At 62.7% G+C, this 25,906-nt stretch carries 28 protein-coding genes; 7 read left to right on the top strand and 21 right to left on the bottom strand.

Features of this window, described 5'->3' with window-relative positions:
- Window positions 1-122 precede the first annotated feature (122 nt).
- The 7 genes from HQR01_RS00485 to thiL form a co-directional block, all read right to left on the bottom strand.
- On the bottom strand, window positions 123-1,043 hold the full coding sequence (locus HQR01_RS00485) for an acyl-CoA thioesterase (protein ID WP_173211855.1): 921 nt from the start codon (window positions 1,041-1,043) through the stop codon (window positions 123-125).
- A 109-nt stretch (window positions 1,044-1,152) separates the two neighbouring features.
- Window positions 1,153-2,025 carry a cupin-like domain-containing protein gene (locus HQR01_RS00480; RefSeq protein ID WP_234030202.1) on the bottom strand — a complete coding sequence of 291 codons (873 nt, stop codon included), beginning with the start codon at window positions 2,023-2,025 and terminating at the stop codon, window positions 1,153-1,155.
- The gene (locus HQR01_RS00475; RefSeq protein WP_173211854.1) at window positions 2,022-2,717 is read right to left on the bottom strand and encodes a GNAT family N-acetyltransferase; all 696 of its coding nucleotides are present in this window, start codon (window positions 2,715-2,717) and stop codon (window positions 2,022-2,024) included. The genes HQR01_RS00480 and HQR01_RS00475 overlap by 4 nt, the downstream gene beginning before the upstream one ends.
- Window positions 2,718-2,807: 90 nt before the next feature.
- Window positions 2,808-3,299, bottom strand: coding sequence for a hypothetical protein (locus HQR01_RS00470; RefSeq protein WP_173211853.1), 492 nt, complete (start codon window positions 3,297-3,299; stop codon window positions 2,808-2,810).
- Window positions 3,300-3,419: 120 nt separating this feature from the next.
- The gene (locus tag HQR01_RS00465; protein ID WP_173211852.1) at window positions 3,420-5,612 is read right to left on the bottom strand and encodes an alpha/beta hydrolase family protein; all 2,193 of its coding nucleotides are present in this window, start codon (window positions 5,610-5,612) and stop codon (window positions 3,420-3,422) included.
- Between the two features lie 63 nt (window positions 5,613-5,675).
- On the bottom strand, window positions 5,676-7,766 hold the full coding sequence (locus HQR01_RS00460) for a sodium-translocating pyrophosphatase (protein WP_173211851.1): 2,091 nt from the start codon (window positions 7,764-7,766) through the stop codon (window positions 5,676-5,678).
- A gap of 150 nt (window positions 7,767-7,916) precedes the next feature.
- Window positions 7,917-8,780 (bottom strand): thiamine-phosphate kinase, encoded by an 864-nt coding sequence (thiL, locus tag HQR01_RS00455; protein WP_234030201.1) that lies wholly within the window; start codon window positions 8,778-8,780, stop codon window positions 7,917-7,919.
- Window positions 8,781-8,834: 54 nt separating this feature from the next.
- Between thiL and HQR01_RS00450 the strand changes: the two genes are divergently transcribed.
- Window positions 8,835-9,797 carry an alpha/beta hydrolase gene (locus HQR01_RS00450; RefSeq protein ID WP_173211850.1) on the top strand — a complete coding sequence of 321 codons (963 nt, stop codon included), beginning with the start codon at window positions 8,835-8,837 and terminating at the stop codon, window positions 9,795-9,797.
- A gap of 1 nt (window position 9,798) precedes the next feature.
- On the opposite strand, the gene nusB is transcribed toward HQR01_RS00450, so the two are convergent.
- Genes nusB through hisG form a run of 3 tightly spaced genes read right to left on the bottom strand, consistent with a single transcriptional unit; the run spans window position 9,799 to window position 12,193 of the window.
- Window positions 9,799-10,251, bottom strand: a complete 453-nt coding sequence (gene nusB, locus HQR01_RS00445) for a transcription antitermination factor NusB (RefSeq protein ID WP_173211849.1) — start codon at window positions 10,249-10,251, stop codon at window positions 9,799-9,801.
- On the bottom strand, window positions 10,248-11,537 hold the full coding sequence (gene hisD / locus HQR01_RS00440; RefSeq protein ID WP_173211848.1) for a histidinol dehydrogenase: 1,290 nt from the start codon (window positions 11,535-11,537) through the stop codon (window positions 10,248-10,250). The genes nusB and hisD overlap by 4 nt, the downstream gene beginning before the upstream one ends.
- Complete coding sequence (gene hisG / locus HQR01_RS00435) at window positions 11,537-12,193, bottom strand: ATP phosphoribosyltransferase (RefSeq protein WP_173211847.1); 657 nt, start codon at window positions 12,191-12,193, stop codon at window positions 11,537-11,539. Before hisG ends, hisD begins: the two co-directional genes overlap by 1 nt.
- 42 nt (window positions 12,194-12,235) lie before the next feature.
- On the opposite strand from hisG, the gene HQR01_RS00430 reads away from it, so the two are divergent.
- On the top strand, window positions 12,236-13,333 hold the full coding sequence (locus HQR01_RS00430; RefSeq protein WP_173211846.1) for a DUF2332 domain-containing protein: 1,098 nt from the start codon (window positions 12,236-12,238) through the stop codon (window positions 13,331-13,333).
- On the opposite strand, the gene HQR01_RS00425 is transcribed toward HQR01_RS00430, so the two are convergent.
- From HQR01_RS00425 to HQR01_RS00410, 4 genes are read right to left on the bottom strand one after another with little or no spacing between them, the layout of a single operon-like run.
- Window positions 13,330-14,232: an alpha/beta fold hydrolase gene (locus HQR01_RS00425; RefSeq protein ID WP_173216011.1), complete on the bottom strand. Its 903-nt coding sequence runs from the start codon at window positions 14,230-14,232 to the stop codon at window positions 13,330-13,332. The genes HQR01_RS00430 and HQR01_RS00425 overlap by 4 nt on opposite strands.
- Complete coding sequence (locus tag HQR01_RS00420) at window positions 14,232-15,047, bottom strand: SDR family NAD(P)-dependent oxidoreductase (RefSeq protein WP_173211845.1); 816 nt, start codon at window positions 15,045-15,047, stop codon at window positions 14,232-14,234. Before HQR01_RS00420 ends, HQR01_RS00425 begins: the two co-directional genes overlap by 1 nt.
- Window positions 15,048-15,058: 11 nt before the next feature.
- Window positions 15,059-15,946, bottom strand: coding sequence for a pirin family protein (locus tag HQR01_RS00415; protein WP_173211844.1), 888 nt, complete (start codon window positions 15,944-15,946; stop codon window positions 15,059-15,061).
- A gap of 10 nt (window positions 15,947-15,956) precedes the next feature.
- Window positions 15,957-16,229: a BolA family protein gene (locus HQR01_RS00410; protein WP_173211843.1), complete on the bottom strand. Its 273-nt coding sequence runs from the start codon at window positions 16,227-16,229 to the stop codon at window positions 15,957-15,959.
- A 60-nt stretch (window positions 16,230-16,289) separates the two neighbouring features.
- Between HQR01_RS00410 and HQR01_RS00405 the strand changes: the two genes are divergently transcribed.
- Window positions 16,290-16,883: a J domain-containing protein gene (locus HQR01_RS00405; RefSeq protein WP_173211842.1), complete on the top strand. Its 594-nt coding sequence runs from the start codon at window positions 16,290-16,292 to the stop codon at window positions 16,881-16,883.
- Between the two features lie 3 nt (window positions 16,884-16,886).
- Here HQR01_RS00405 and HQR01_RS00400 read toward each other — a convergent pair whose 3' ends face one another.
- The 7 genes from HQR01_RS00400 to HQR01_RS00370 all read right to left on the bottom strand — a co-directional run bounded on the left by HQR01_RS00400 (window position 16,887) and on the right by HQR01_RS00370 (window position 21,221).
- Window positions 16,887-17,558 (bottom strand): glutathione S-transferase family protein, encoded by a 672-nt coding sequence (locus HQR01_RS00400; protein WP_173211841.1) that lies wholly within the window; start codon window positions 17,556-17,558, stop codon window positions 16,887-16,889.
- Window positions 17,558-18,232, bottom strand: a complete 675-nt coding sequence (locus tag HQR01_RS00395) for a dihydrofolate reductase family protein (RefSeq protein WP_173211840.1) — start codon at window positions 18,230-18,232, stop codon at window positions 17,558-17,560. The genes HQR01_RS00400 and HQR01_RS00395 overlap by 1 nt, the downstream gene beginning before the upstream one ends.
- A 4-nt stretch (window positions 18,233-18,236) precedes the next feature.
- Window positions 18,237-18,608 carry a DUF1428 domain-containing protein gene (locus tag HQR01_RS00390; protein WP_173211839.1) on the bottom strand — a complete coding sequence of 124 codons (372 nt, stop codon included), beginning with the start codon at window positions 18,606-18,608 and terminating at the stop codon, window positions 18,237-18,239.
- Window positions 18,609-18,634: 26 nt separating this feature from the next.
- The gene (locus HQR01_RS00385; RefSeq protein WP_173211838.1) at window positions 18,635-19,066 is read right to left on the bottom strand and encodes a VOC family protein; all 432 of its coding nucleotides are present in this window, start codon (window positions 19,064-19,066) and stop codon (window positions 18,635-18,637) included.
- The gene (locus HQR01_RS00380) at window positions 19,063-19,698 is read right to left on the bottom strand and encodes a TetR/AcrR family transcriptional regulator (protein ID WP_267905497.1); all 636 of its coding nucleotides are present in this window, start codon (window positions 19,696-19,698) and stop codon (window positions 19,063-19,065) included. The genes HQR01_RS00385 and HQR01_RS00380 overlap by 4 nt, the downstream gene beginning before the upstream one ends.
- A 78-nt stretch (window positions 19,699-19,776) precedes the next feature.
- Window positions 19,777-20,622, bottom strand: coding sequence for an oxygenase MpaB family protein (locus HQR01_RS00375; protein ID WP_173211837.1), 846 nt, complete (start codon window positions 20,620-20,622; stop codon window positions 19,777-19,779).
- Window positions 20,623-20,654: 32 nt separating this feature from the next.
- Window positions 20,655-21,221, bottom strand: a complete 567-nt coding sequence (locus HQR01_RS00370) for a TetR/AcrR family transcriptional regulator (protein WP_173211836.1) — start codon at window positions 21,219-21,221, stop codon at window positions 20,655-20,657.
- 86 nt (window positions 21,222-21,307) lie between these two features.
- On the opposite strand from HQR01_RS00370, the gene HQR01_RS00365 reads away from it, so the two are divergent.
- From HQR01_RS00365 to HQR01_RS00350, 4 genes are all read left to right on the top strand, one after another.
- Window positions 21,308-21,928, top strand: coding sequence for a glutathione S-transferase (locus HQR01_RS00365; protein ID WP_199800344.1), 621 nt, complete (start codon window positions 21,308-21,310; stop codon window positions 21,926-21,928).
- A 1-nt stretch (window position 21,929) separates the two neighbouring features.
- A complete protein-coding gene (locus HQR01_RS00360) occupies window positions 21,930-22,610 on the top strand; it encodes a cupin domain-containing protein (protein ID WP_173211835.1) in 681 nt (226 codons plus the stop codon).
- Between the two features lie 65 nt (window positions 22,611-22,675).
- Window positions 22,676-23,665: a cobaltochelatase subunit CobS gene (gene cobS / locus HQR01_RS00355; protein ID WP_173211834.1), complete on the top strand. Its 990-nt coding sequence runs from the start codon at window positions 22,676-22,678 to the stop codon at window positions 23,663-23,665.
- A 66-nt stretch (window positions 23,666-23,731) separates the two neighbouring features.
- Window positions 23,732-25,900, top strand: a complete 2,169-nt coding sequence (locus HQR01_RS00350; protein WP_173211833.1) for a transglycosylase domain-containing protein — start codon at window positions 23,732-23,734, stop codon at window positions 25,898-25,900.
- Window positions 25,901-25,906 lie beyond the last annotated feature (6 nt).

The raw sequence follows: 25,906 nt of genomic DNA, 5'->3' as shown, positions 1-25,906 counted from the left end.
TTAACGAATCAGGGGATTCTTGTCCGTCCTATCGCTACGCTACTTGGGGACGTTCCTGCCTGTCCTATCGCTGCGCTGCTTGAGGACGTTCCTGTCCGTCCTATCGCTACGCTGCTTGAGGACTAGCCGTCCTTCTTTACCCGCTTCCGCATCATCCCTTCCTGCGCCACGCTCGCAACCAGCTCGCCCGCGCGGTTGAAGATGCGGCCGCGGTTGAAGCCGCGGCCATTGCCGCTCCACGGAGCGTCGGTGGCATAGAGCAGCCATTCGTCGGCGCGCGCCGGGCGGTGGAACCAGATCGCGTGGTCCAGGCTTGCGCCCACCAGCTCGCCGCGCATCCAGCTGAGGCCATGCGGCAGCGCGCTGGTGCCAAGCAGGGTGAAGTCGCTGGCATAGGCGATCACCGCGCGGTGCAGGGCCGGATCGTCGGGCAGGGGGGCGACGGTGCGGAACCAGCTATGCGCCTTGGGCTCGCTCGGCTCGCGGTTCATCCAGTGCAGCCGACCCGCGGTGCGCATGTCGATCGGGCGCGGGCGCAGGAAGATCGCGCGCTGTGCCTCGCCCATGCGCTCGCCCGCGCGTTCGGCGATATCGCGGCGCACGTCCATGTCGCTCTGCAGCTCCTCGGGCGGAGTGACGTCGGGCATTTCGGTGTCGTCGTGCGACAGGCCTTCCTCGGGCCGCTGGAAGCTGGCGGTGAGGTTGAGGATGGGGCGGGTGGTCCCGTCTTCCTCGGTCTGGCTGGCGACCACGCGGCGGTTGGCGAAGCTGCGTCCGTCGAAATCGCGCGCGGTGGTGTAGCCGATGTCGATGCCCTCGGTCCCGCCGCGCAGGAAATAGGCGTGGAGCGAATGCGCCTCGAGCCCCTCGGGCGCGGTCGTCTGCGCGGCCTGCAGCGCCTGGGCGATGACCTGGCCGCCGAAGACGCGGCCGACGCCGCCGGGTTGCTTGCGGCCGGTGAAGGCGTCCTCGCCCTCGCGCGAGAGGGTGAGCAGGCGGACGAGGCCTGCGACGAGTTGCTCGGGGGTTTTCTGTTCGCTCACGCGAGCGGCTTTGCGGGCGCTTTACGCTTGCGTCAAGCAGATGCTCGCCACTGGCGCCCCGAGCGAGGGCCAGCAGCTTCCCTCGCCCTCAGAGATGCCTTCCCTAGCTTCACGATCCGGCCATGCGGCGCCATGCCCGCCAGGCCAGCGACTTGGCACGGTTGTCGACCGGCCACCGGCCGGGGGCGCGTGGCGAGAAACCGAGGCGGCGGATCGTGCCATTGAAACACCGTGCGCCAGCCTCTGCGTAGCTCCATTCGCTCCGCCAGGTGATCGACAGCGAGATCGAGCTTTCCGGTCCATTGCGCACGAAATGCGGCGCCATGACCGGCACGAATACGGCCTCGCCCGGTGTGATCGGGAAAGGCGTGCCACCGGCCAGCATATGGTCGGCCCAAGGCAGTTCGCGCGGCCCGCCGAGATGGTAGCTTTCGTGGACTTCGTCGGGTGCGTAGTCGGTATCGCCGGCCGGAAACTGGGTCATGGTCTTGCGTCCGACCAGTTGCAGCAAGATGTTGTGTTCTGGGTCGAAATGGTACGGCGTCACCGCGTTTGGGCTCGAGATGAAGATGAAGCCCTGTGGTGTCAGCATCTTCCCCGTGCGCACTTCGATGACCGGACGGAGCTCTTCGAGCAATGCCAGCAGGAGTGCGCGATAGGCAGGCACCTGCTCAATGTTCTTGAGCACCGCCCAACTGTTGTTGCTTGCTATGTGACGGATCGTCTGTTCGATCGACAGGCCGGTAGCGTCGGGCTTCCCGTCGATGCCGAGTGGAAGGTCACCCCGATTATACTCGATGCTGGACTTGGGGAGCTGAGAAGCGAGGTCAGCCAAGGCATCGAGCGAGAGCCGGACATCGGCATCGAGCCGGTGCTGCAGCACATGGGGTACTTCGGGATAGGATTCGGCGAAGAGCTCTATCGAACCGGCAGGGAACACCGGTTTGGTAGCCCCGGCCAGGCGCTTGTCATGCGCAGTCATGCCCGCCGCTCCTCTCGCCACGCCTCAATTTTTGCCCACAGCTCGCCCATCTTGCGACGCAGGCCACGCCCCACGCCAATGGAAAGCCAGACCATCTCGCGCCGATCCCGCCAGATCCGTTCGATCATCGGATGGTCGACTGCGGCGCAGCTGTCGCACCACTCGAGGACTGGATCTTCGAGCAGGGCGAGGTTTTCGACTTGCAGCAGCAGGCCGGGCGAAAAACGTGCAAAATCCTCGTCGAAGCTCGTCTTGAAGGAGTAAGCTCCCGGTTCGGCGAGAAAGGTTGCGAGCATGGCGATCGGCCTGTCGCCACAATACATCGCAATGCGCTCAAGTCGGCCAAGCGCCGCAGCGCCGGCGAGCGATTGACGGAAGAGCTGTTCATTGCGTGGGTCGCTGGCCAAGGCCGAGCCGCGCCCACCCTTCCACCCGCGCAGCTCAAGCGCCAGGAACTCACCGATCCACTTGTCGAGCCGCTCTGTCCCGCGAGTTCGGCGGATGGATACCGCATCTTCTTTCTCGAGGCGGGCGCGCTGGCGGCGCAGTTCCTTGCGCTTCTTGGCGCTCATTGCCGACCGGAGGTGTTCGTCCGGCGTAAAACCGTGATTGAGTACCGCGCGGCTGCGATGCAGCACTTCGGCCACCTGTCGGCCTTGTTCGGCACATAGCGAGACGAGTGACCGGGTCACGGCGTAGTCAAGCGAGAGGAGGGGCAGGTGCAGGAACCAAGCCCGACCGCTCGTGGCGTCGGTGCGTTCGAGGTAGGATTGCCAGAAGGCTCATTCCCATCCCTTGCTTACCAGTGGCGTACCGCAGAACATGTTCGCATGCAGCCACGGTGCGATATGGACCAGCGGGCGGCCCTGATAGTTCGGGTCGGCCCAGCTCGGCATCGATCCGCGCAACTCACCGCCCTCAACGAGCATTGCAAGGGATACGTCACCCCTCGGGTCGAAAGCTTCAAGCGAGGGGGTCAGGTACCATGATTCAAAAAAGGAATTGGGGCTGGCTGCATGCCGAGCGAGATGGTCCCAGGCAGGGGCAAGTTGTGCCAAGTTAACGGCGGTCCAGGGCAAGGTATGGAAGCCGTCGGGCAAATGACATACGGATGCGACCGGCTGCACGCTGACGCATGCGTCGTCCTGCAGCAATCTGACCTGCATCGATCCCCCGTCCGCTCCGACGAGAGAGAGCTCTCCCGACCCATTCGATGCACTAAGCCGAAGGCGCTGAAAAACGCTTAACGCCATGGAAATCATGATGTCGGTCAACCGGCTTGGACTTGGACGGGAGGCAAGAGCCCCCACCGGATCGTACCGCGGGGTCTTTTACCTGTCAGTGTGATGCATAGTCCGGCAACTCTGGTCGGGCGATTGCAGCACGCCTCCAGATCAGTCGAACTTGATCAGTTTGGGCGGTTGGTCCCCATCCCCAGGAATGTAGGCCGGGTTATGCTTCTGCAGCCAGTCGTAGGCCTCTTCGATCCATTGGATATGGACGTCATCATAGGGCAGATTGTGAGTGCCCTGCTCCTGCACGATATATCGGAAGTCCTTTCCTTCGACCTTGCCCGATTTCTGGAGATTTGAAACAAGAGTTTCGGCCTGTTCCATGGGGATACGTGCATCGCGCTTGGCGGTCACGATCAGGATCGGAGCCCACGGCCCATCTGTATTGCGGGCCGAGGATATACCCTCAGGGTCTTCGGAGGTGGCCTGGAAGCCGCTGCTGAAACGACCGAGATTGCGGGCGTCCCAGCGATTCATCAGGGGCATGTCATAAACACCGGCGCCGGCCACGGCACATTTCCAAACGTTGGCGTCACGCTGGGCTCCACGAGCCGCAGCATAGCCGCCATAAGACCAACCCATGATGCACGCGCGGTTCGGATCGATGGCACCTTGCTGACCGAAATAGGTCAGTATGTCGTTGAGATCGTCCTGCATCCGCTTGCCGTATCCACCCGGCTCGCGGCCCATCTCTTCGAACTGGCGACCATAGCCGCCCGAGCCGCGGTAGTTCGGCTGGATTACCACATAGCCTTGCTCGGCAAGCGGCTGGTTCCACGGCTCGACCGAGTTGGTGGCCGAGAAGGCACCGAACGGACCACCATGCGGCATCACCACCACGGGCAAGTTCTTCTGCCCCAGGCGATGGCGTGGATAGGTGACCACCGCCTGGATTCTGGTACCATCACTTGCGGTATACCATTCAGCCCTAACCGGGTTGAGTGGTGCGTCCTTGAGGGCGCTGCGGGTCCAGTTGAGCAGCTGTAGCGAGCCACTTTTGGTGTCGAAGATGTAATAACCACCTTCGCGCTCCACTCCGCCGCCATAGACAATGAACTTGCGGTTATCCTCGGTGTAGTCGACCAGGATTGCCTCGCCCTTGCCGAAAACCTCTTCAAGCGCCTCTTGAACGGCCTTCAGCGTCGGATCGATGTAGGTGTTATGCAGAGTTCCATCGAAAGTGCGGTAGCCAACGACCTTGGTGCCGTCCTCGTTGGTGATGATGCCCTGAACATCGTAGCCTTCGACTTCGAAGATCGGTTTGCCCAGTTCGAGCGTGTTCATGTTAACGCGATAGACCCGGTCGAAGCCTTCGTCGCGCGACAGGACATAAGCCTCATCAGTACCAGGGATGAACATCCGCGGGATCGGGACGGTTGCAGTAAAGGTCTTGTCGGCCTCGTTATACACGGTCTTGAAGTTGCCGCTATCGTCCGAGCGGTAGAGCATGCGCAGTTTGCCGGTATCGCCACTCGAGTTGAAGCCCGCGCGCACTACGCCAGAGCCATCAGCCGCCCAACCGCGGACAACCGGGTTGGTTCGCTGGACCATCTTGAAGCTGCCGTCGTTGACGTCGACCTCGACGACCTCCGGAAATCCCCAGCGTTCTGTGCTGTTGGCAACGCTGTCTCGCTGCAGGAGATATTTTCCGGTATCATGATTGATATAAAGAATCTGGCCAGCATCGCCGCCAGCGTCTCGCCATGCTTGCTGGACCAGCTTGCCGCTATCAATGTCGTAGGCCACGAGCCTGCGAAAGTCGGCGAGATTGCCGTTAAGGTTCTCCCGGCTGATGACCGTCATTACAACGTGCTTGTTACCGATCCAGCGGAAGCCAGTCATAGTTCGATCGCCAGCTTCACGCGCTTCCTCCGAGGCGATGATGAGCCTGGGCGGGCGCGAAAGATTGTCGAGGTCTAGCATCACGAGGACCTCGCGACCGTTCTGGCCGGTAAGGTAGGCTAGGTGCTTTCCGTCCGGCGAAATACGCGCGTTGCTCATGTTCGATTGTTTGACGAACTCGGCCACGGGAATACGGCCGCTTGCCGTTTCGGGTACTTGGGGCGCAGCCTCTTGTGCTGCGGCCGGCTGCGGCGCAAGCGCAAGGGGGACGGTCGCAATGGCGAGTGCAACGGCACTGGAAGCACGATGTGCAAGCTTAGCTAAAGGCATAGAGTTTTCCGCGTCCCAAGAATGGTTCCCCAGGCTGGCGTCGCGATGAAAACCCCTCGAACAAATCCTTATCGGATCGACCCCCGCCCGAGGCCATAATGCAATTTGAGGGCCGAACCGCAAGTAAAAACCCCGCCCGGATCGCTCCGGACGGGGTTGAATGTCTCTCGAATTGCGAGGGTTTGATCAGCCCGCCGCCAATGCTGCGAGCAACAGCAAGGCGACAATGTTGGTGATCTTGATCATCGGGTTCACCGCCGGGCCGGCAGTGTCCTTGTAAGGGTCACCCACCGTGTCGCCGGTTACCGCGGCCTTGTGGGCTTCGGAACCCTTGCCGCCGTGATTGCCGTCCTCGATGTACTTCTTGGCATTGTCCCACGCACCGCCGCCAGCGGTCATGGAAAGGGCCACGAAGAGGCCGCCTACGATCACACCGAGCAGCAGGGCGCCGAGTGCGGCGAAGCCGTTCTCCTGTCCTGCGATCGCGGTGATCACGAAGTAGACCACGATCGGCGCAAGCACCGGCAGCATCGAGGGGATGATCATCTCCTTGATGGCTGCCTTGGTGACGAGGTCGACTGTCTTGGCGTAGTTCGGCTTGCTGGTACCGGCCATGATGCCTGGGTCGTTGGCAAACTGCTCACGCACGTCGATCACCACGTCGCCGGCGGCGCGGCCCACGGCGGTCATGCCCATCGCACCGAACAGGTACGGGAGCAGCGCGCCGAGCAGCAGGCCGACAATGACGTAGGGATTCTCGAGGCTGAAGTTTACCGTCAGGCTAGGGAAGAATTCCCGCAAGTCGGTGGTATAGGCGGCGAACAGTACCAGCGCGGCAAGGCCGGCAGATCCGATCGCATAACCCTTGGTCACCGCCTTGGTGGTGTTGCCCACGGCGTCGAGCAGGTCGGTCTTCTCGCGAACGCTGTCGTCGAGACCGGCCATTTCGGCAATGCCGCCGGCGTTGTCGGTCACCGGGCCGTAAGCGTCGAGTGCCACGACCATGCCTGCCAGCGCCAGCATTGCGGTAGCCGCATAAGCAATGCCGATGAGGCCCGCGAGCGAGTAGGCAATGATGATGCCCGCCACGATGACGAGCGTCGGCAATGCGGTCGATTCAAGGCTGATGGCGAGGCCCTGGATCACGTTGGTACCATGGCCCGTTTCCGAAGCCTTGGCGATCGAGCGCACCGGGCGATAATTGGTGCCGGTGTAATACTCGGTGATCCAGATGATCAGGCCGGTGATGGCCAGACCAAGCAGCGAGCAGTAGAACAGGTGGCGCCCGCTGAACTCGGCGCCCGGGATGTTCGCTTCCATGCCGCCAAGCGCATAGCTGGTGACGATCCAGATCAGCGGGATCGACAGGACCGCCGTGACGAAGAAGCCCTTGTACATCGCACCCATGACGTTGGTGCCGCCACCAAGGCGGACGAAATAGGTGCCGATGATCGAAGTCAGGATGCACGCGCCGCCGATCAGCAGCGGAAGCGCCATCATCGGCATCAGCAGGTCACCGAGACCCTTCATCAGCAGTGCGGTGAGGACCATGGTCGCACCCACGGTGACGACGTAGGTTTCGAACAGGTCGGCGGCCATGCCGGCGCAGTCACCGACGTTGTCGCCCACATTGTCCGCGATGACCGCGGGGTTGCGCGGATCGTCTTCGGGAATACCCGCTTCGACCTTGCCGACAAGGTCGGCACCGACGTCAGCGGCCTTGGTGAAGATACCGCCGCCAAGACGCGCGAAGATCGAGATCAGCGAAGCGCCGAAGGCGAGACCGACGAGGCCGTCGATCACATGGCGGTCATTCGCGGCATAACCAGCGGGGCCGGTCAGGTACCAGAAGAACACCGCGATCGCGAGCAGGGCGAGGCCCGCCACAAGCATGCCGGTGATCGCACCTGCACGGAAGGCGAGGGTGAGGCCCTGCTGCAACCCCTTCTGCGCGGCGGCAGCGGTGCGGACGTTCGAACGAACCGAGATGTTCATTCCGATGAAGCCCGCGACGCCCGAAAGGATTGCGCCAATTGCGAAGCCGGTGGCCGGAATTCCGCCGAGGAAGAACAGTACGAGAGCCGCAACGACGACACCGACCATGGCGATGGTGGTGTACTGGCGCTTCAGATAGGCCTGCGCACCCTCCTGGATGGCAGCAGCGATTTCCTGCATCTTGTCGTTGCCGGCATCACTACCGAGCACCTGGCGGCTGGTGACGAAGCCGTACACGATGGCCAGCAGTCCCAGCAGGATGGAAATTGTAATTAAATCCACGGAGCAGTCCCCTCCCTTTGTTTTTTGATGAATGCGACCCGACGCGGGATACGTCGGAGCATGTGGCCGAGGGGTATAAGGGGCCGATGTTGCCTGACAAGGGCGAAAAGGGATGCAATCCGCGCCTATCGGCCCTTGCTGGCGAAATGTTCAGTGGGAAAAGCCAAGCGGCTCCTGCGGAGGATGGCCGTCGAGCAATAGGGAGGACTGTCCGACCTCCTGCACAATTCCGATCTTAGTCACAGCAAATCGCGCTTCGAGACCGTCGGGGCCGGTCAGCAGCAGCTGATAATCATCCCCCCAACGTAGAGCCGCTTCGAACCTGCCAGCAGGCGCCAAAGGCCTTAGCCTGGCGGCGTCCAGCGCGAGGGTACAGCTACTCGCCTTGGCCATGCGCGCGGCATCGAGCAGCAAGCCATCGGAGATGTCCATCATCGCTGTGACGTGCGGGGCAAGGCTACGACCGAGGCTCAGCAAGGGAGCGGGGCGGCGATAGGCAAGATCTGCGACGCTTCCCGAACCGCGATCCTCCATGCCCAGCATGGCCAGGCCCAGCTGGCCGGTAACGTAAACGGCGTCGCCTGGCTTTGCTCCCCGTCGGTCGGGAACCGGTGTGCAAGTTGCCCTTCCGATTGCGGTACAGCCCCACACCCTGCGCCCTTCCGCACGGACCGTGTCACCGCCCAGCAACGGCACGTCGTATTTGCCAAGCACCTCATGCAAACCCGCGACGAAGGCCTGATCGTCCTCGCCGAGCATGTGCGAGACGAGCACGCCGAGGGGCTCTGCCCCCTTGGCGGCGAGGTCAGAGAGATTCACCGCAACGAGCTTCCACGCGATGTCGCTGGCGTCCTCATCCTCGCGGATGTGGACGCCCTGGACCAGTGTATCGTGGGTAAGGATCAGGGTTTCGGAACCGAACGGTATGACCGCGGCGTCGTCTTCCAATCCGCGCGCTGCTGGGCAGGTGGCCATCGCGCGCAGCGTGGCTACGAATTCAGCTTCATTGCTCACTGCATCACATCCATAGGCGGTGAGCAATCGCACGGAGGAAAGAGGATGTCATCCATGATGAGGAGGCTGCTTGCCGCGCTGGCCCTGACGGCCACGGCGCCGCTGGCTGCACAGGAGGCGCCCAAACCCAGCGTGCCCGAAGTATCGGCAGGCTCGATCGTCTGGTGGCCCGGTTTCGCCCCGGCAGAGGCTGTGGGGGTGGAGGATATATGGGTCTGGCTGCCGCCAAGCTACGCGTCCTCTCCTGAGAGGCGGTATCCGGTCCTCTACATGCATGACGCGGAGAACATCTTCGATCGACGTCTGTCGAACTTCGACAAGGAATGGGGGATCGATGAAGCGATTGCCCGCATGTCCGAACAGGGTGACTTGCGGGAATGGATCGTAGTCGGCTTGCGCAGCCCGAAAAACCGCTACCAGGTGATGTTTCCGCAGAAGCTCTATGGCCTCTTGCCCGAGGATTATCGGCAGCGGGTGGACGAGATCCAGTTTGCCGGGATCGAACCTGGCTATCCCCTGCGCGGGGACGATTATGTGCGATTGCTGGTCGAGGATCTCAAACCGCGGGTTGATGCCAGTTTCCGCACCTTGGCGGGACCACAGGATACGGCGGTCATGGGCTCGTCGATGGGCGGCCTGATGAGCCTCTATGCCATCGCGGAGCATCCCGAAGTGTTCGGACAAGCGGCCGGCTTGTCGACCCATCTTCCGCTGGCTGCGCCCGAAGGTGACGATGTCGAAGGGCGGGTGCGAGTGGTGACGGAGGCGTTTCGCGCCTATTTCGCGGCCTCAGCGCTCAATCCGGATCGCAATCATATCTACATCGATCACGGAACCGCTACGCTAGATGCGTTCTACCCGCCCTATGCCAAGGCTTTCGATGCAATGATGGCCGAACAGGGATGGGGTGGCGCAAGCTACCAGAGTCGCGCGTTCTTTGGGGCCGAACACGAGGAAAACGCCTGGGCACAGCGGATCGATATCCCGCTGACCTTCCTCGACCGTTCGGATCCTTGAGCTAGCGCCCGGCTTCCTTGGCAACCGCATCGAGGATGCCGTTGACGAATTTCGCTTCGCGATCGTCGAAGAAGGCCTTTGCCACGTCGACATACTCGCTGATCGTGGTGGCCTTGGTCACATCGGGGCGGGCGAGCAATTCGTAGGTGCCGGCGCGCAGGATCTGCAACATGGTCTTGTCGAGTCGCGCGAGCGTCCAGCCCTCGGCAAGCCGGGCGGCAAGCCGTTCGTCTATCTCTGCGCGACGGGCCTCGACGCCTGCGACGACATCGTCGAAGAAATCGACGTCGGCATCGGCATATTCCTCGTCTTCGACCACTTGGCCCAGGCGATGCTGGTGGAACTCGTTGAGCAGGCGAGCGAGCGTAGTGCCTTCCATCTGCTGCTGGTAGAGCGCCTGCACGGCGGCAAGACGGGCGGCTGAGCGGGCCTGCGAGCGGGAGTTCTGGGTCACTTGAGTCTCACGGAAATCGAAAGGGCATGGGCGGGCAGGCCCTCGGCATCGGCCAGCCTGACGGCTGCCGGACCGATTGCGGCCAATGCCGCATCGGAAGCGTCGATGAAGCTGGTGCGTTTCATGAAGTCCAGGACCGAAAGACCGCTGGCAAAGCGTGCGCGACGCCCGGTGGGAAGGACGTGGTTAGGACCGGCGATATAATCGCCAACGGCCTCCGGGGTGTGCTTGCCCAGGAACACGCTGCCTGCGTGGCGAAGCTTGTCGAACAGGGCCTGTGGGTCGGCGACCATCAGTTCGGCATGTTCTGCGGCGAGCCGGTCGGCGAGGGCGGGGGCCTGGTCGAGGTTCTCGACAATCACGATCAGGCCGTGCTGATCCCAGCTCGCCTTGGCGGTCGCGGCCGTTGTCAGCTTCATCAAGGCATGGTCGATCGAGTTCTGAACCTGCCGCGCCAGCAACTCGTCATCGGTGATGAGGATGGACTGACTGGTCGGATCGTGCTCGGCCTGGCTGAGCAGGTCGGCGGCGATCCAGTCGGGATCATTGTCCTTGTCGGCGATGACGAGAATCTCGCTGGGTCCCGCGACCATATCGATGCCGACGACACCATAGAGCTGGCGCTTGGCTTCCGCGACCCAGGCATTGCCCGGGCCGGTAACGACATCGACGCGGGGGATGCGATCGGTGCCATAGGCCAGCGCGGCGACTGCCTGGGCGCCACCGATACGCCAGATTTCGTCGACCCGGGCGACATGGGCCGCCGCGAGGACAAGGGGGTTCGTCTGGCCTTTGGGTGTCGGAGTGACGACGACGAGCCGTTCGACGCCCGCCACCTTGGCCGGGATCGCATTCATCAGCAGCGAACTGGGATAGGCCGCACGACCACCCGGGACGTAAAGTCCTGCCGCATCGACCGGCAACCAGCGTGCGCCAAGCCGCATGCCGATGGAATCGGTGTAATCGCGATCCTCGGGAAGCTGGTTCTCGTGATAGGAGCGGATGCGATCGGCCGCGAGGTTCAGCGCGTCGCGCAATTCCGGTTCGAGATTGTCATAGGCGGCCTTGCAGGCCTCTGGCGAAATGCGCCAGTTTTCCTCGGCGGCGAGGTCGTGGCCGTCGAAACGAAGCGAGTATTCTGCCAGCGCTTCATCGCCACGCTCGCGCACTTCGGTGAGGATGGCGGCAACGTCGCGCTGGACGTCGACATCGCTCTCGCGCCGATCACGCACGATGCGATCGAACTGCGTCTCGAAATTCGGCTCCGAGGTGCGCAATAACTGCATCAGGCGACCTTCCGCTCGGATGCGTCGCGGCGAAACGCTTCGACCAGCGCGGCCACGCGCGGATCGGTCTTGAGTGCCGCGCGATTGACGATCAGCCGGGCTGTGATGTCGAGGATATGACCGGTCTCAACCAGGCCGTTGTCCTTGAGCGTCTGGCCCGAGGAGACGAGGTCGACGATCCTGCCGGCAAGACCCAACGCCGGGGCGATCTCCATCGCGCCGTTCAGCTTGACGCATTCCGCCTGCACGCCGCGCTGCTCGAAATAGCGGCGGGTGAGGTTGGGGTACTTGGTTGCGACGCGCACGTGGCTGGCGCCATCGACGCTGGCCGCGCCTTCATTCGGTTCGGCGACGGCGAGGTGGCAATGCCCGATATCGAGGTCGACCGGTGCGTAGAGATCGGCGTAGTCGAACTCCTCGATAACGTCCGACCCGACGATGCCCAATTGCGCCGCGCCATGCGCCACGAAGGTGGCGACGTCGAAAGCGCGCACACGGATGATGTTCATGTCGCTGCGCGTGGTCGCAAAAGTAAGCGAACGGTTGGCCTTGTCGTGGAACGCCTCTTCGGGCACCACGCCGGCGCGCGCCATCACGGGCAACGCCTCGTCGAGGATGCGTCCCTTGGGTACGGCAAATGTCAGGCTGTCGCTCATGTCGCGCGCAGATAGGCAAGCGCTTGCGAAAGGGCAACGCATATGGGCGATTCCGCCAAAAGACCGAAATACGAATTCGTCGACATCAACGTCAGCGGCAAAGGCGCGGTGCGCACGGCCTTCGCCAACCAGGTTGACTACTGCGAGCACAATGGAGCGCCGATAACGGCGCGGATCGTCGCTGCAATCTGGGCAGCGATCGACGCTGGGCTCGACAATGCACTCGCCCGGCGGATCGTCGAATGGCAGGGGCCGCCGCTGGCTGATGCGCTGCCACTGCGTGTCGCAGGCGGTATCCATGCGCTGCACTTGTCGGGCGCGGAACCTGCGCTCTCGCCAATCTATCGCGGGATCGGGGCGGACGATGCGAGCATCGTTGGCGAAGCAATGCGGGTGTACGAAGCGCCGCTCATGCCCTGGCTCGACGGTCCGCCGCAGACCAATGAGGCCGGGCGGTCGAGTAATTTCGTCGCCGCAATGTTGTGGCTCGCGAGGAAAGGATTGCCGCCTCGGTTCGCATGCCTCGAAATTGGATCGAGCGCCGGAATCAACCTGATGCTCGATCGCTATCACTATGATCTAGGCGGCGTGGAAATCGGGCCCGATCGAACTGCGATGCGTTTCGCGCCGGAGTGGAAGGGGCCGCCCCCTCCTGCGGAAGCGATAGAGATCGTATCGACTCGCGGTTGCGACGTGGCCCCGGTCGATTTGACGGATCCGGCGCAGGCGCTGCGGCTAAGGGCCTATATCTGGCCTGAGCACACCGTCCGCTTCGAGAGGATGGAAGCTGCGATCCGAGCGGCAGGCGAGCGCAAGCCTGACCTGGTCAAAGCCAATGCCGCAGACTTCGTCGAAGCCGAACTTGCCAAACCACAGGTTCAAGGCACCACGCGACTGCTGATGCACTCAATCGTCTGGCAGTATGTGCCCGAGGAGCAGCAATCGCGCATCACCGAGGCAATGGAGGCCGCCGGAGCGAAGGCGACAACGGACCGACCGCTGGCTTGGGTCTCCGTTGAAGCGGATCGCACGGTTCATCGGCATATGCTCAAGGTCCGGTTCTGGCCTGGTGGTGATGAGACCACCCAGCTCGCATGGTCGCATGCGCACGGTGCCGATATCGATTGGATCGCGGGCTAGGCCGTCCTGGCGAGAAACGCCTCCATCGCCGCGTTCACTTCCGCGGGCCGCTCCCATTGGACGAAGTGCCCGCATCCGGGCACCTGCACGATCTCGGGATCCGCGATCACCTCATCGAGCCCATCGAGGTTGGCTGGCGGCAGTGCCTTGTCGTCGAGTGCCCAGATAACCAGTGTGGGGATGGTCAGTTTCGCCAGTGGAACGGGCGTGTAGCTGGCGGGAAGCTCATAGGGCGCGTCGAGCGACAGAACTTCCATCGGGCTGGCGCGATAGTAGTTGAGCATGCCGAAGGCGGCGTCGGGGTTCGACCAGTCTTCAAGCAGTTGGGCCTGCTCCTCTGGTTCCATCACGGTCGCCAGGTCCCCACCAAATGCCTTGAGCAAGAGCGCGCCAAGACCATGCTCGCGGATCAGGGGATCGTTTGCCGGATCGCGGAACTCGCGGAAATACTGGCTTGCCTCGCGCTGCTCGCGATTGGTGTAGAGCAACTTCGGGAACAGAACCGGGTGCGGCGCATTGGCGATGATCGCGCGCGTGACGCGACCGTTCATCATGCCGCCGTAAGCGACGCCCCATGCGATCGCGCCGCCCCAGTCGTGGCCGACGATGGTGAAATGCTCCACACCCAAGGCATCGGCCAGCGCAAAGACGTCACCGATCATCTTGTCGGGCGTATAGGCGGAGACTTCCTGAGGCTTCGATGATCCACGATAGCCGCGCTGGTCGGGTGCGATGCAGCGAAACCGATCGGAAAAATGCGCGATCTGGTTGCGCCAGGTACGGTGACTCTCGGGAAAGCCGTGAAGGAAAATCAGGGCCGGTGCATCGCGCGGTCCCTCATCGACCACGTCGAGTTCGACTCCCGTCGAGAGCGCGATGCGTTTTTGCTCGGGCACGATCACCCTTCGGCCTTCATCTTTTCCATATAACCTGCTGCGACCATTCCAGCGACCTGGTCGAACAGCGCGTCGGGGGTTCGCCGTGCTTCGCCCATGGCCAGCTCCATCCCATCGGCCACAATGATTTCGCGCTCGCCCGCAGCCACCGCGTCGACCATGCGCTTCGCCGCTTCCGCTGGTGCAATGCCGCTCTCGATAACCGAATCGCTGCGCCCGCGCTTGCTCCCATCGGCAGTCAGCGCATTGCGACTGACGTCGGTCGCGACCGAACCGGGGTAGATAACATGCACGCCAATGCCGCTCTGCGACAGTTCGCCGCGCAAGGCATCGGCATAGCCGGCGAGCCCGAACTTGGCCGCGCAATAGGCGGTGCGCATCGGGACGCCGACCTTGCCCGCAATCGAGCTGATGAAGAGCAAGTGCCCGCTGCCCCGCGCGGTGAAGTGCGGCAGCAAGGCCTGCGTTGCCGCGATCTGCGCGACGAGGTCGATCTCGATGATTTCCCGGTAGACCGAGATATCGGTGTCGATTGCTGCGCTGCGCTGTGAAACGCCCGCGTTGGCGACGAAAATGTCCACGCCGGTTCCCCAAGAGGTCGCGCGTTCGGTTGCGGCGAGCATCGCGGCATCGTCGCGCACGTCGAAAGGAAGGACCAGCGTGTCCGTAGGCAAGGCACGCGCAACCTCTGCCAGGCGTGCCTCATCGCGCCCGGACAAGATAATGCGTGCGCCTCGTGCCGACCATTCATGCGCCAATGCAGCGCCGATGCCGCTGCTCGCGCCAGTGATCCAGGCGGTCTTTCCCTCGAAACTCATGCGGGGTCCTCTCACGGATGGGTGACGGTATTCGGCACCTCGGGCAGCGGGATAAATTCCTCTTCGTCACCGGGAACCTTGGGAAAGCGCCTTTCGCGCCAATCCTCCTTGGCCTGGTTGATGCGCTCGCGGCTCGAACTGACGAAGTTCCACCAAACGTGCCGTCGACTTGTAAAGGCCTCGCCACCAAGCAGCATCACTCGCGCCCCAGCGCCGCTTTCCAGGGTCATGTCGCGCCCGGGCTGGAGCACTGCCAGTTCGTAAAGCCTGAGAGGGTGGCCATCGACCGTTGCCTCGCCCCCGACCAACATCACTGCGCGCTCGTCGGCATCTTCCTCGAGCGGAATTGCTCCGCCCGCTCCGAGCACGATCTCGGCGTAGATCGTATCGGCATAGGTGGTGGTCTGCGCGCGTTCGCCCCACAATTCGCCCATGATCACGATCGCCTTGGCCCGCCCGTCCTCCACAATCGGGAGGTCGGTCACGGCTTCGAACGCCGGGTCAATCTCCTCGCGTCCGTCTGGCAGCGCGAGCCAGGTCTGCATTCCGTAGAGCCTCGGGCCAGTCTTGCGTTCCGCCGCTGGCGAGCGTTCCGAATGCACGATGCCCCGTCCGGCGGTCATCAGGTTTACCTGGCCGGGGCGTATAGTTGAAAAGCTGCCAAGGCTGTCGCGGTGCTCGATCGCCCCTTCGAACAGCCAGGTGACCGTGGCGAGGTTGATATGCGGGTGGGGCCTTACGTCCATGCCGCTGCCGATATCGAGCTGCGCGGGGCCAAACTGATCGACGAAGATGAAGGGGCCCACCATCGTGCGCGCCTTTGCCGGGAGGACCCGGCGGACCTCGAACTGGCCCAGGTTATGCGTAACCGGGGTAAGAACCAGCTCGAAATCGCTCATCTTTGACTCCTCATTCAGTGGGTGCCGTAGCATGGATGGCAAGTGCATGGACACGCTGCCCGGGAATGTCACCCAGCGCGCGATTGACCATGCGTTGGCGCTCGAGCCGGCCCTTGTCGGCAAAGGCCGTCGCCTCGATCACCACGGTAAAATGCGACTCGCCACTCCCGTCGTCGCCGGAATGGCCATGGTGCTTCGCGCTGTCGTTGATGACCTCAAGCTTGGTCGGCCGGAATGCCTCTTCCAGAAGCTTTTCCATTTCCTGCTGGACCGGACCGGGCATGGGTCAAAATCTCCTCTTGAGGGGTTTCCATAGCGCATATCGCTCCCCATCCTAGTACGAATGCGCCAGACAAGGTTCCACGGTCGATTTGAAGCCCAGGGGCGGCGTTGCGCACATCCCGCCTGCAATGCACCGGGCGAATTCCGTGCTCCGGGCGGACAAGGGCACGGCTTCGACGGGCCGGGGGAATGGCGCTGGCTATGTCTCGATCACGTTCGCGAATTCAACTCCGGCTACGACTGGTTCGAAGGTATGAACGCGGAGGAAATCTACGCGGCGCAGGCTCCTGCTGCGGGCTGGCGGACGGAAAGTCCTAGCTTTCGCCCAACGGCGGGCGTCGACGGGATGCCGCGCTGGGCGGACTATGACGATCCGCTCGAAGCCATCGCTGCCCGCGCCAACGGGATCAAGAGCCGCGTACGGCGCGAGGCGGAAATGGCGATGGATGGGCGCTTCAGTCGCGAAGAGGCGCAGGCACTGGAGACCATGGGCCTCGGCCTCGATGTCGACCTCAGGAGGCTGCGCAAGCGCTACTCCGAACTCGTGAGGCGTTACCACCCCGATCGCAACGGCGGCGACCGCCGCCATGAATCGCGATTGGGCAAGGTGGTCGATGCCTACCAGCTGCTCAGGAAGTCGAAGGCGATCGCCTGACGATCAATCGCGATTGGGCGCGCCCGGTGGGAAATACCCCCGATAGGGCCGCGCATCGTCAACACAGCGGGAAACTTCAGGTAACGCCAGCAGCTCTGCACGGAGCGCGGCCAGGCGCGGACAGTCCGCCAGAATCGGTTCCACCCAATCGGCATAGAACAGGCTTGGTGCTGCGGCGCAGGTTACGAGGCTGACGTGGGCGGGAAGCGTATTGGTCGTCAGCCAGTTTTCCAGCCAACGATAAGCCTTGATCAGTCCCGCCTTGCCCTTGGCGACTTCCGCGGGATCGGGATCGCGCAGGCCTGAGGTGCCATCGTCCGGATCGACGAAATGTGCCGAAACGACCCGTTGGAGGTTCGCCATGACATAATTGTCGAAAACGCGGTCAAGCATGCGCACGGTTACTGCCACTTCGGAATCCTGCGGAATCAGCGGTGCTTGACCGGGGTAATGAACCGCGAGATATTCGATGATGGCGGTCGCCTCGATGATCGTGCGGTCCCCGTCGATCAACACCGGGAATTTGCACGCAGGATGCAGCCTGGCGAGGAGCTTTGCCTGCTCCGCGTCGCCTGGGACCAGTTGCTTGAACTCGAACTCGGTCCCATTGGCATAAAGGCCAATCAAGGCCTTCCATGTGTAGGAGGAGAATGGGTGGCCATAGAGCGCAAGCATCACCAGGTCCCCGACTTCATCCGCGCCTGCCGTTCCTCCTCGCGCGCACTGGTGCTCGGGATCGGACCTTCTGGCGGGTAGGGCGGCAATGCGCCACCCGGTTTGTACGTGGCGATAACCGTGCCCTTGTCGGTCACCCGGTGTCCCAGCATTTCAAGCGTTTCGGCTGGCGTGCCATCCCCAAACAGGCGTTTCCCAGAACCGAGTGTGACTGGATAGGTCATCAGGATCAGTTCGTCGATCAAGCCTGCTGCGAGGAGCGCGGGGTAGATCGTGCTTGATCCCTGGATCACGAGGTCGGGCCCCTCGGTGGCCTTGAGCGAAGCGACGTCTTCGATGCCAGCGAGCCGGTGGCTGTTCTGCCATTCCAATGGCCGGTCGCCGCAGGTCAGCACATACTTGCACGCCCTGTCGAAAGCCTCACCCATCGGCTTGTTGTCACCCTCGGCATAGGGCCAGTAGGCGGCGAAGATGTCATAGGTTCGCCTGCCGAGCAGCAGGTCGTACTCACCGGAGAACAACGAATCGAGTGTTTCATCGACACCTTCGTCCCACAGTTTGAAGACCCAGCCGCCTTCGTCGAAACCGCCTGTATAGTCTTCGGTCGGGCCGCCCGGTGCCTGCATGACGCCGTCGAGCGAAAGGAACACTCCGCCGGTGATCTTGCGTCCCATCGGCTCACGCCTCCTTGTTCAGGATGACTTCGAAGCCGCCGAAGATCATCCGCTTGCCATCGAAGGGCATGCCGCTTCCGTCGGGAGGGCCGAACTGTGTTGCCATCCGTTCGTCGGCCATCATCTTCTCATGCGCAGCGTCGGCGGTTTCCTTGTCGGGCCAGGTCATCCAGCTGAAGACGACCCTTTCGCCGGGCTTGAGGTCGACTGCCTTGCGAAAGTCGGTGTGTTGACCGTCCTTCACGTCGGCTTCCCACGCCTCGACATGGCCGATGCATCCATGATCGTGCGCGATCGGCCAGAACTTTTCGGCCACATCGCGATAGGCGTCCTTCTTGTCCTCGGGCACGGGGACCACGAATCCGTTCACATACATCGGTTCTCTCCTCGAACTGTTGGCATTCAGGCTGCGGCCATTTCAGCCGGACCGCTTTCGACGGCTGCAGGGTCCATCCAGAAGACCTCCCAGATATGACCGTCGGGGTCCTCGAAGCTGCGGCCATACATGAAGCCATAATCCTGTTTCGGATTGCAGTCCGGCGTCCCGCCCGCCTTTGATGCGGTCTCCACCATCGCGTCTACCGCTTCGCGGCTCTGGCAACCCAGCGCGTTCATCACCTGTGCGCTTTGCTTGGCGTTCGGGATCGCCTTGCTGGTGAAAGTCTTCCACTTTTCATGGGTCAGCAGCATGACGACGATGGCTTCGGACAGCTGCATTGCCGCAGCGGTATCGTCGGTGAATTTCGGCTCGTTGGTGAAGCCAATTGCACTGTAGAACGCCTTGGACTTTGCGAGGTCCGCCACCGGCAGGTTTACGAATATCATCTGGGTCATCGGGCGGTCTCCTTGCCGAACAAAAGGGTGAGGTAGCGCTTGAGGTGCAGCAGGCTTTCGCGGGCCATGGCGACGGCTCGCTCATCGCTGTCTTGCGTCTTGGCGAGTATGAAGGCGCCCTGGATCACGACCTGCATATGCAGCGAGAGGCCCTTGGGATCCGCGTCGACACCGTAACTTGCGACGGCCTCTGTAAAATCCTCGACGAAGAGATCGGCATTGCCAAGGATGCTGTCGCGACAGGCCGCACGGATCGGTTCGCTGGAACGGAAGCTTTCCTGAATCATGGTTCCGGCGACGCAGCTGAAGCTTTCGGTCGGTCCGCCGATCAGTGCTATGCGCAGGTCTAGATAACCGAGAATCCGTTCAAGCGGGTCCGCAATCTGGCGAAACGGTGCGTCGGTAAAGAAGCCCGAGGTCGAGTTACTCCAGTAGCGCGCAAGCTCCGCGCCCAGCGCTTCCTTGGATTCGAAATGGTGGAAGAAGGCACCCTTGGTGACGCCGGCCTCGGCACACAACTCGCCCACCGAAGTCGCGGCGTAGCCTTGTCGACGGATGAGTTTCACGCCTGCTTCGAGCAAGCGATCGCGAGCGGATTGGGGTGCGGGGCGGAAAGACCGATTCGGTATCACGCTTGCAACATACCAACCGGTCGGTATGTTGCAAGCGTGCAGCTGGGGAGGTGCGCCAGCAGCGACGGGATCAGACGGTCAATTCTGTTTGAACGCCCAGCGCAGGGTCTTGCCCATGCCCCAGGTGGCGGCGCGCGCCGGCAAGCTTCGCAGGCCCGGCCGTTCGAGACCAAGCATCGAGCGAGCAAAAGATGGTAGGAGGGCAACCGCTTCGGCGCCGAGCAATGTCTGCAAGGCTGGCGGTGTCCCCCGGGGTTTCTGGGTCAAGACGAGCCGGGCCACATCGCGCGCTTCGGGCGATGAACGCAGGTCGGCTCTGAATTCGCGAGACAGCAGCTCCGCTTCGCGCCGATCCAGCGGGACGGGATCGGCGCCCAACTCGCGCGCGACAACGGCGAACTGGCGGTAATACTCATCCTGCATCGCGCCCGGCATATCAGGCCGGACATGGCGCAAGTACGCGGCGAGGAAACTCGTCGCTTCGGCGACATGGACCCAGGCGAGCGTTCTCGGATCGGCCGCAGAGTAGGGTGCGCCGTCCGGCAGCGTACCGCCCACCTCTGCGTGGATGCGATTGACCCGGGCGATCGCTGCCATGGCGTCGTCACGATGGCCGAACGTCGTCACCGCGATAAAGCGCGCCGTGCGGCGAAGGCGCCCATGCATGTCCTCGCGGAAATTCGAATGGTCGAGCACACCCTGCAAGGCATGGGGGTGGAGCATCTGCAGCAACAGGCTGCGGATTCCACCGACCATCATGGCCACTATGTCGGCATGGACGAGCCTGATCGGCGAGTCCTTCTCGAACAGGGCCTCATCGGAAACCGGTACCGGCTTTTCGCCGCCTTCGACATCATTGAAGACCCCGCGAACCTTTGAAACGAGTTGGCTGCGGAGATACTCCTTGGGCGAAAGCGGCGGCATGCTAAGGACTATGCCGCAACCTCAGCGTGCTGTCAGCTTGTGATGCGATCGCGCAGCGTTGCCACCGCGCGATCGAAGACCTCGATCGAACCCGACGCACGAGCCAGCAGTTGCGCGCCCTGGAGTTGTGCCAGCACCGCCAGTGCGGACGTTTCCGGCTCGTCGACACCGGCGATCGAACCGTCTTCCTTACCCTTTGACAGAATCCGTTCGAACCACCGGGCAATCGCCTTGTTGGCAGCATTGAGCGCGTCGGTGGTGCGAATTTCGAGAAGTGCGGCATCGGCGGACATGGCTGCGCACATGCACATCGTTTCACCATCGCCCAACGCGTCACGGTAAAGGTCGATAGCGCCTTCAAGCGCCCTTCCACCGGTTGGCGCGGAGGCTTCGACGGCTGCCAGTGCGTCGGCCAGCATGGCAGCAAACCGCTCGATCAGGGCGAGGGCGAGGTCGGCCTTGGTCGGGAAGTGATGATGGATGCTGGCCTTGCGGATACCCGCGTCGCGGGCGAGGTCGGCGTAGCTGAAGCCCGCGTAACCCCGCGTGCGGACAGCCTTTTCGCCGAGGTCGAGCAGCAGGGTTCGTGTCTCTGTCATCCCTATCAACTAGTAGGTTGACAGGTGTGAATCAAGAAAGTAGCCGATCGCCAACCTACTAGTTGGTAGGGAATGGAGAAAACGGTATGTTGACGATCTACGAAGTCGAAAACTTCCCCAATCCCGTGCGAGTGCGCCTGGCACTGGCCGAAAAGAATGCACTCGATCGCGTGAAGTTCGTGCCGGTCGATGTAATGGCGGGCGAGCACCGCTCCGACTCGTTTCGAGCCATCAATCCTGACGCCACCGTCCCTTGCGCCGAGCTGCCCGATGGCTCGGTGATCGGGCGCTGCACCCCGATTACGGAATATATCGACGGGGCGTTTGAAGGGACTTCGCTGATCGGCGATACGCCGCTGCAGAGGGCGACGACCCACATGATGAACCTGCGCGCGGAAGAGGGTCTGCTGGACGCGGTTGGCGCCTATTTCCACCACGCGACCCCCGGCCTTGGCCCCGATCTCGAGACCGACCAAGTGCCGGCCTGGGGGCTGCGGCAGAAGGCGCGTGCTCAGTCCACCATGCGCTATTTCGATGGCGTGCTGGCAAAGCAGCCCTTCGTGGCAGGCGCCGTCTACTCGATGGCCGACATTACCCTGCTTGCCGGTCTCGACTTCGCGGATCTTGCGGGCATCGAGATCGATACCGATCTGACGCACCTGCACGCGTGGCGCGAGAAGGTGCGCGCGCGGTACCAGGAGAACTGACATGGAAGTGAACGCCGACTTTTCCCGGCGAGTCAGCGTGGACACCAGTGCGCTGAACTGGGTTCCGTCGCCAATGGCGGGCGTGGATCGACGCATGCTTGATCGTATCGGCGGGGAGGTGGCACGTGCCACCTCCATCGTTCGCTATGCCGCGGGGTCGTCTTTTCCCGGCCATACCCATGGCGGCGGTGAGGAATTCATCGTCCTCGAGGGCGTATTCCAGGACGAGCACGGTGATTATCCGGCGGGTACCTATGTTCGCAATCCGCCGACCACGTCGCATGTGCCGGGCTCTGCGCCGGGCTGTACCATCTTCGTGAAGCTGTGGCAGTTTGATGCAGCTGATCGAAACCAGTTCAGCGTCGACATGAACGCACTCGAGCTCGTTCCAATGCTTGGCTGGGACGGGGTTGAAACCGGTCTGCTTCATCGCGACCAGTTCGAAACAGTCCGGGTCGAACGCTGGCAACCGGGTGTCGAACGTGCCCTGTCGTTCCCCGATGGCGGAGAGATCCTAGTTCTCGACGGTGCGCTGCGGACACCCGCAGGAGCCATGGAGCGCCATGACTGGATCCGCCTGCCTGCTGGCGACGCCATCCGAGCTTCCGCGGGGCCGGACGGCGTGCGATTCTGGATCAAAACCGGCCATCTCGCACATATCCGGGTCCCAGAAAGCAACTGAATTTTCTAAGACCTCGTTTTCGGGCATTGCGGGGCGGGCCCGGCTTGTCTAGGCCCGCCACCGAGATGAACGATATGACCGACAAAACCTTCGACGCCTCTGCCAAAACCGTCCTTGCTGCACCCGACACAACTGTCGATGTGCGCGAGACCTTTGGGATCGATATCAACTGGCAGGTGCCCGCGTTCAGCAAGCCGGACGAGCGCACTCCCGATCTCGATCCCGCCTATGTGTTCGACCCGGACACGACGCTGGCGATCCTCGCGGGTTTTGCGCATGACCGCCGCGTGATGGTGCAGGGCTATCACGGCACCGGTAAGTCGACCCACATCGAACAGGTCGCCGCGCGACTCAACTGGCCGTGTATCCGCATCAACCTCGATGCGCATATCAGCCGTATCGACCTCGTAGGGCGTGACGCCATCGTGCTGCGCGACGGGTTGCAGGTGACCGAGTTCCGCGAAGGGCTGCTGCCCTGGGCACTGCAGCATCCAGTGGCGCTGGTGTTCGACGAATATGACGCTGGCCGACCCGACGTGATGTTCGTGATCCAGCGCGTGCTCGAACAGCAGGGCAAGCTGACCCTGCTCGACCAGAACCGCGTGATCCGCCCCGATCCCAATTTCCGCCTGTTTGCCACCGCCAACACGGTTGGCCTGGGCGATACGAGCGGCCTCTATCACGGCACGCAGCAGATCAACCAGGGCCAGATGGACCGCTGGAACATCGTCGTTGGACTGAACTACCTGCCCGCCGAGACCGAGCAGAAGATCGTCGAGGCGAAGAATCCCGACATCGATCCGAAGATCCTGGCGGACATGATCAAGGTTGCCGACCTGACGCGGCAGGGCTTTATCAACGGCGATATCTCGACCGTCATGAGCCCGCGTACCGTGATCACCTGGGCGCAGAACTATGCGATCTTCAAGAATGTCGGCTTCGCCTTCCGCCTGAGCTTCCTCAACAAGTGCGACGAGGAAGAGCGGATGCTGGTGGCCGAATACTACCAGCGCGTGTTCGGTGAAGACCTGCCCGAAAGCGTAGTTGGCCGCTAGGCGTAGCCGGGGGTTCATCTGCAGCCCTCTATGCATGGCTGTGTTGTTCGTTTAACACAGTAGGCAATGGGCGTGTTCGATTCCTTCAGGCGCAGGCCGGCACCCGAATTCGGAGGTGCCCGCCATCGTGGCTATTACGCGCTCCACGACGGGCTCGATGATGACGACTGGGACGCTCGACTCGATCGCCTCGAGGCGGCGGTCGGCGTGCACGAGCGCAAGCACCTGCGCTGGTGGCAGCGGGCCTATTGGCAAGGCCATCGCAAGCGCTGGTGGGCGGTGCGGATCGTCGCGGCGATCATGGGCCTGTTCATCGTGTTGGTCGCCTGGCTGGCCATCACAGCACCACTTTCCAAATCGCTTGAGCCGATCGCTGCGCCGCAGGTCACGCTGCTTGCTGCCGATGGAACGCCAATTGCCCGCAATGGGGCGGTGACCGACGAACCGGTCAAGGTCGCCGACCTGCCGCCGCACGTGGTCGAGGCCTTCCTCGCGATCGAGGACCGGCGGTTCTACGACCACTGGGGCATCGACCCGCGCGGTATCGCCCGAGCAGCCTTTACCGGGACCGGTGGCGGAAGCACGATCACTCAGCAGCTCGCCAAGTTCACCTTCCTGACGCCGGAACGTACGCTGACCCGCAAGGCGCGCGAAGCGATGATCGCCTTCTGGCTCGAGGCCTGGCTGACCAAGGATGAGATCCTCGAGCGTTATCTCTCGAACGCCTATTTCGGCGACAATGTCTACGGCCTGCGCGCGGCCAGCCTGCACTACTTCTATCGCCAGCCGGAAAAGCTCAGGCCGAACCAGGCCGCCATGCTTGCGGGCTTGCTCCAGGCGCCCTCGGCCTACGCCCCGACCAAGCACTATGCGCGGGCCGAAAAGCGCATGAAACTGGTGGTCGATTCCATGGTTGCCGCCGGCTTCATTACTGAGGCTGAAGCTCGCGCAATGACGCCCCCTGCACTCGATGTACGGACGCGCAACGATCTTCCCACTGGTACCTATTTCGCGGACTGGGCGCTGCCTGAAGCGCGCGAAGTCGCCGCGGGCGGTTATTCACGCCAGACGCTCACCACCACGCTCGACAGCCGGCTCCAGAACGTCGCGCGGCGGGTGACCCAGCGTGCTCCCTTGGGGAAGGCGCAAGTGGCTCTCGTCGCCATGCGTCCGAATGGCGAAGTGGTCGCGATGATCGGCGGCAAGGACTATGAGAAGTCGCCGTTCAACCGCGCAACGCAGGCACGACGCCAGCCGGGGTCCACCTTCAAACTGTTCGTCTATCTCGCGGCGCTGCGGGCAGGGTGGAGTCCCGATGATCTGGTATCCAACCTGCCGATAGCCGAAGGCAGCTACCGCCCGAAGAACTCGCGCGAGCAGTATTCGCAGACCCTTACGCTTGAAGATGCCTTCGCCCAATCGAGCAACGTCGCGGCGGTCCGGCTGCTGCAAGAGGTCGGTAGCGAAAAGGTCATTGCCACCGCTCGCGACCTCGGAGTCACCTCTCCGCTGGTGAAGGGCGATCCCAGCATGGCGCTGGGGACCCATACGATGACGCTGATGGAACTGACCGCGGCCTATGCCGCGGTCGCCGCCAACGCCTATCCGGTCGAACCGCACGCCTTTGCGCGGCCCGAACCGGGCTTCTTCGAGAGACTGTGGGACGGCCCGTCGAGCTTCTCATCGTCCACCCACAAGGGGATGGAACAGATGCTTCGGTCGGCGATCAATCGCGGGACTGGGCGTGCGGCGATCCTGAGTGGCCCGAACTTCGGCAAGACTGGAACGACGCAAGATAATCGCGACGCCCTGTTTGTCGGCTATGCCGGCGACCTTGTCGTCGGCGTGTGGGTTGGCAACGACGACAATTCTCCGCTCGGCGGCGGGATTTCAGGTGGTGGCTTGCCCGCGCGCATCTGGCGCGATTTCATGAACGAGGCGCAAGGAGTGAAGGGCACGCCTGCCCAGGCCGCACCCTCCGACAACGACGATCCGGGTGGTCCAATCGAGCCGCTCGATGTGCCCGACATTGGCGACATTCCGCTGGGCGACGGCAATTCGCGCCTACGCGTCCGAGACGGCTCGGCGATATTCACGACCGAGATCGACGGCGTCCCGTTCGAGATCGAGCTGGGCAACGACGGCGTTGTGGTCGACGAAGCGACAATTGAAGCGGCTCGCCGCCGGGCCGAGCAGGAAGTGCGCCGTCGCGAGGAAGAGGCCGTACCGAACTGATGCGCG

This window comes from Erythrobacter mangrovi (assembly GCF_013260645.1).
GTDB classification, from domain to species: Bacteria; Pseudomonadota; Alphaproteobacteria; order Sphingomonadales; family Sphingomonadaceae; genus Qipengyuania; species Qipengyuania mangrovi.
The sequence above is the reverse complement of the archived record's forward strand: the minus strand, read 5'-3'. Positions and strand labels throughout refer to the sequence as shown.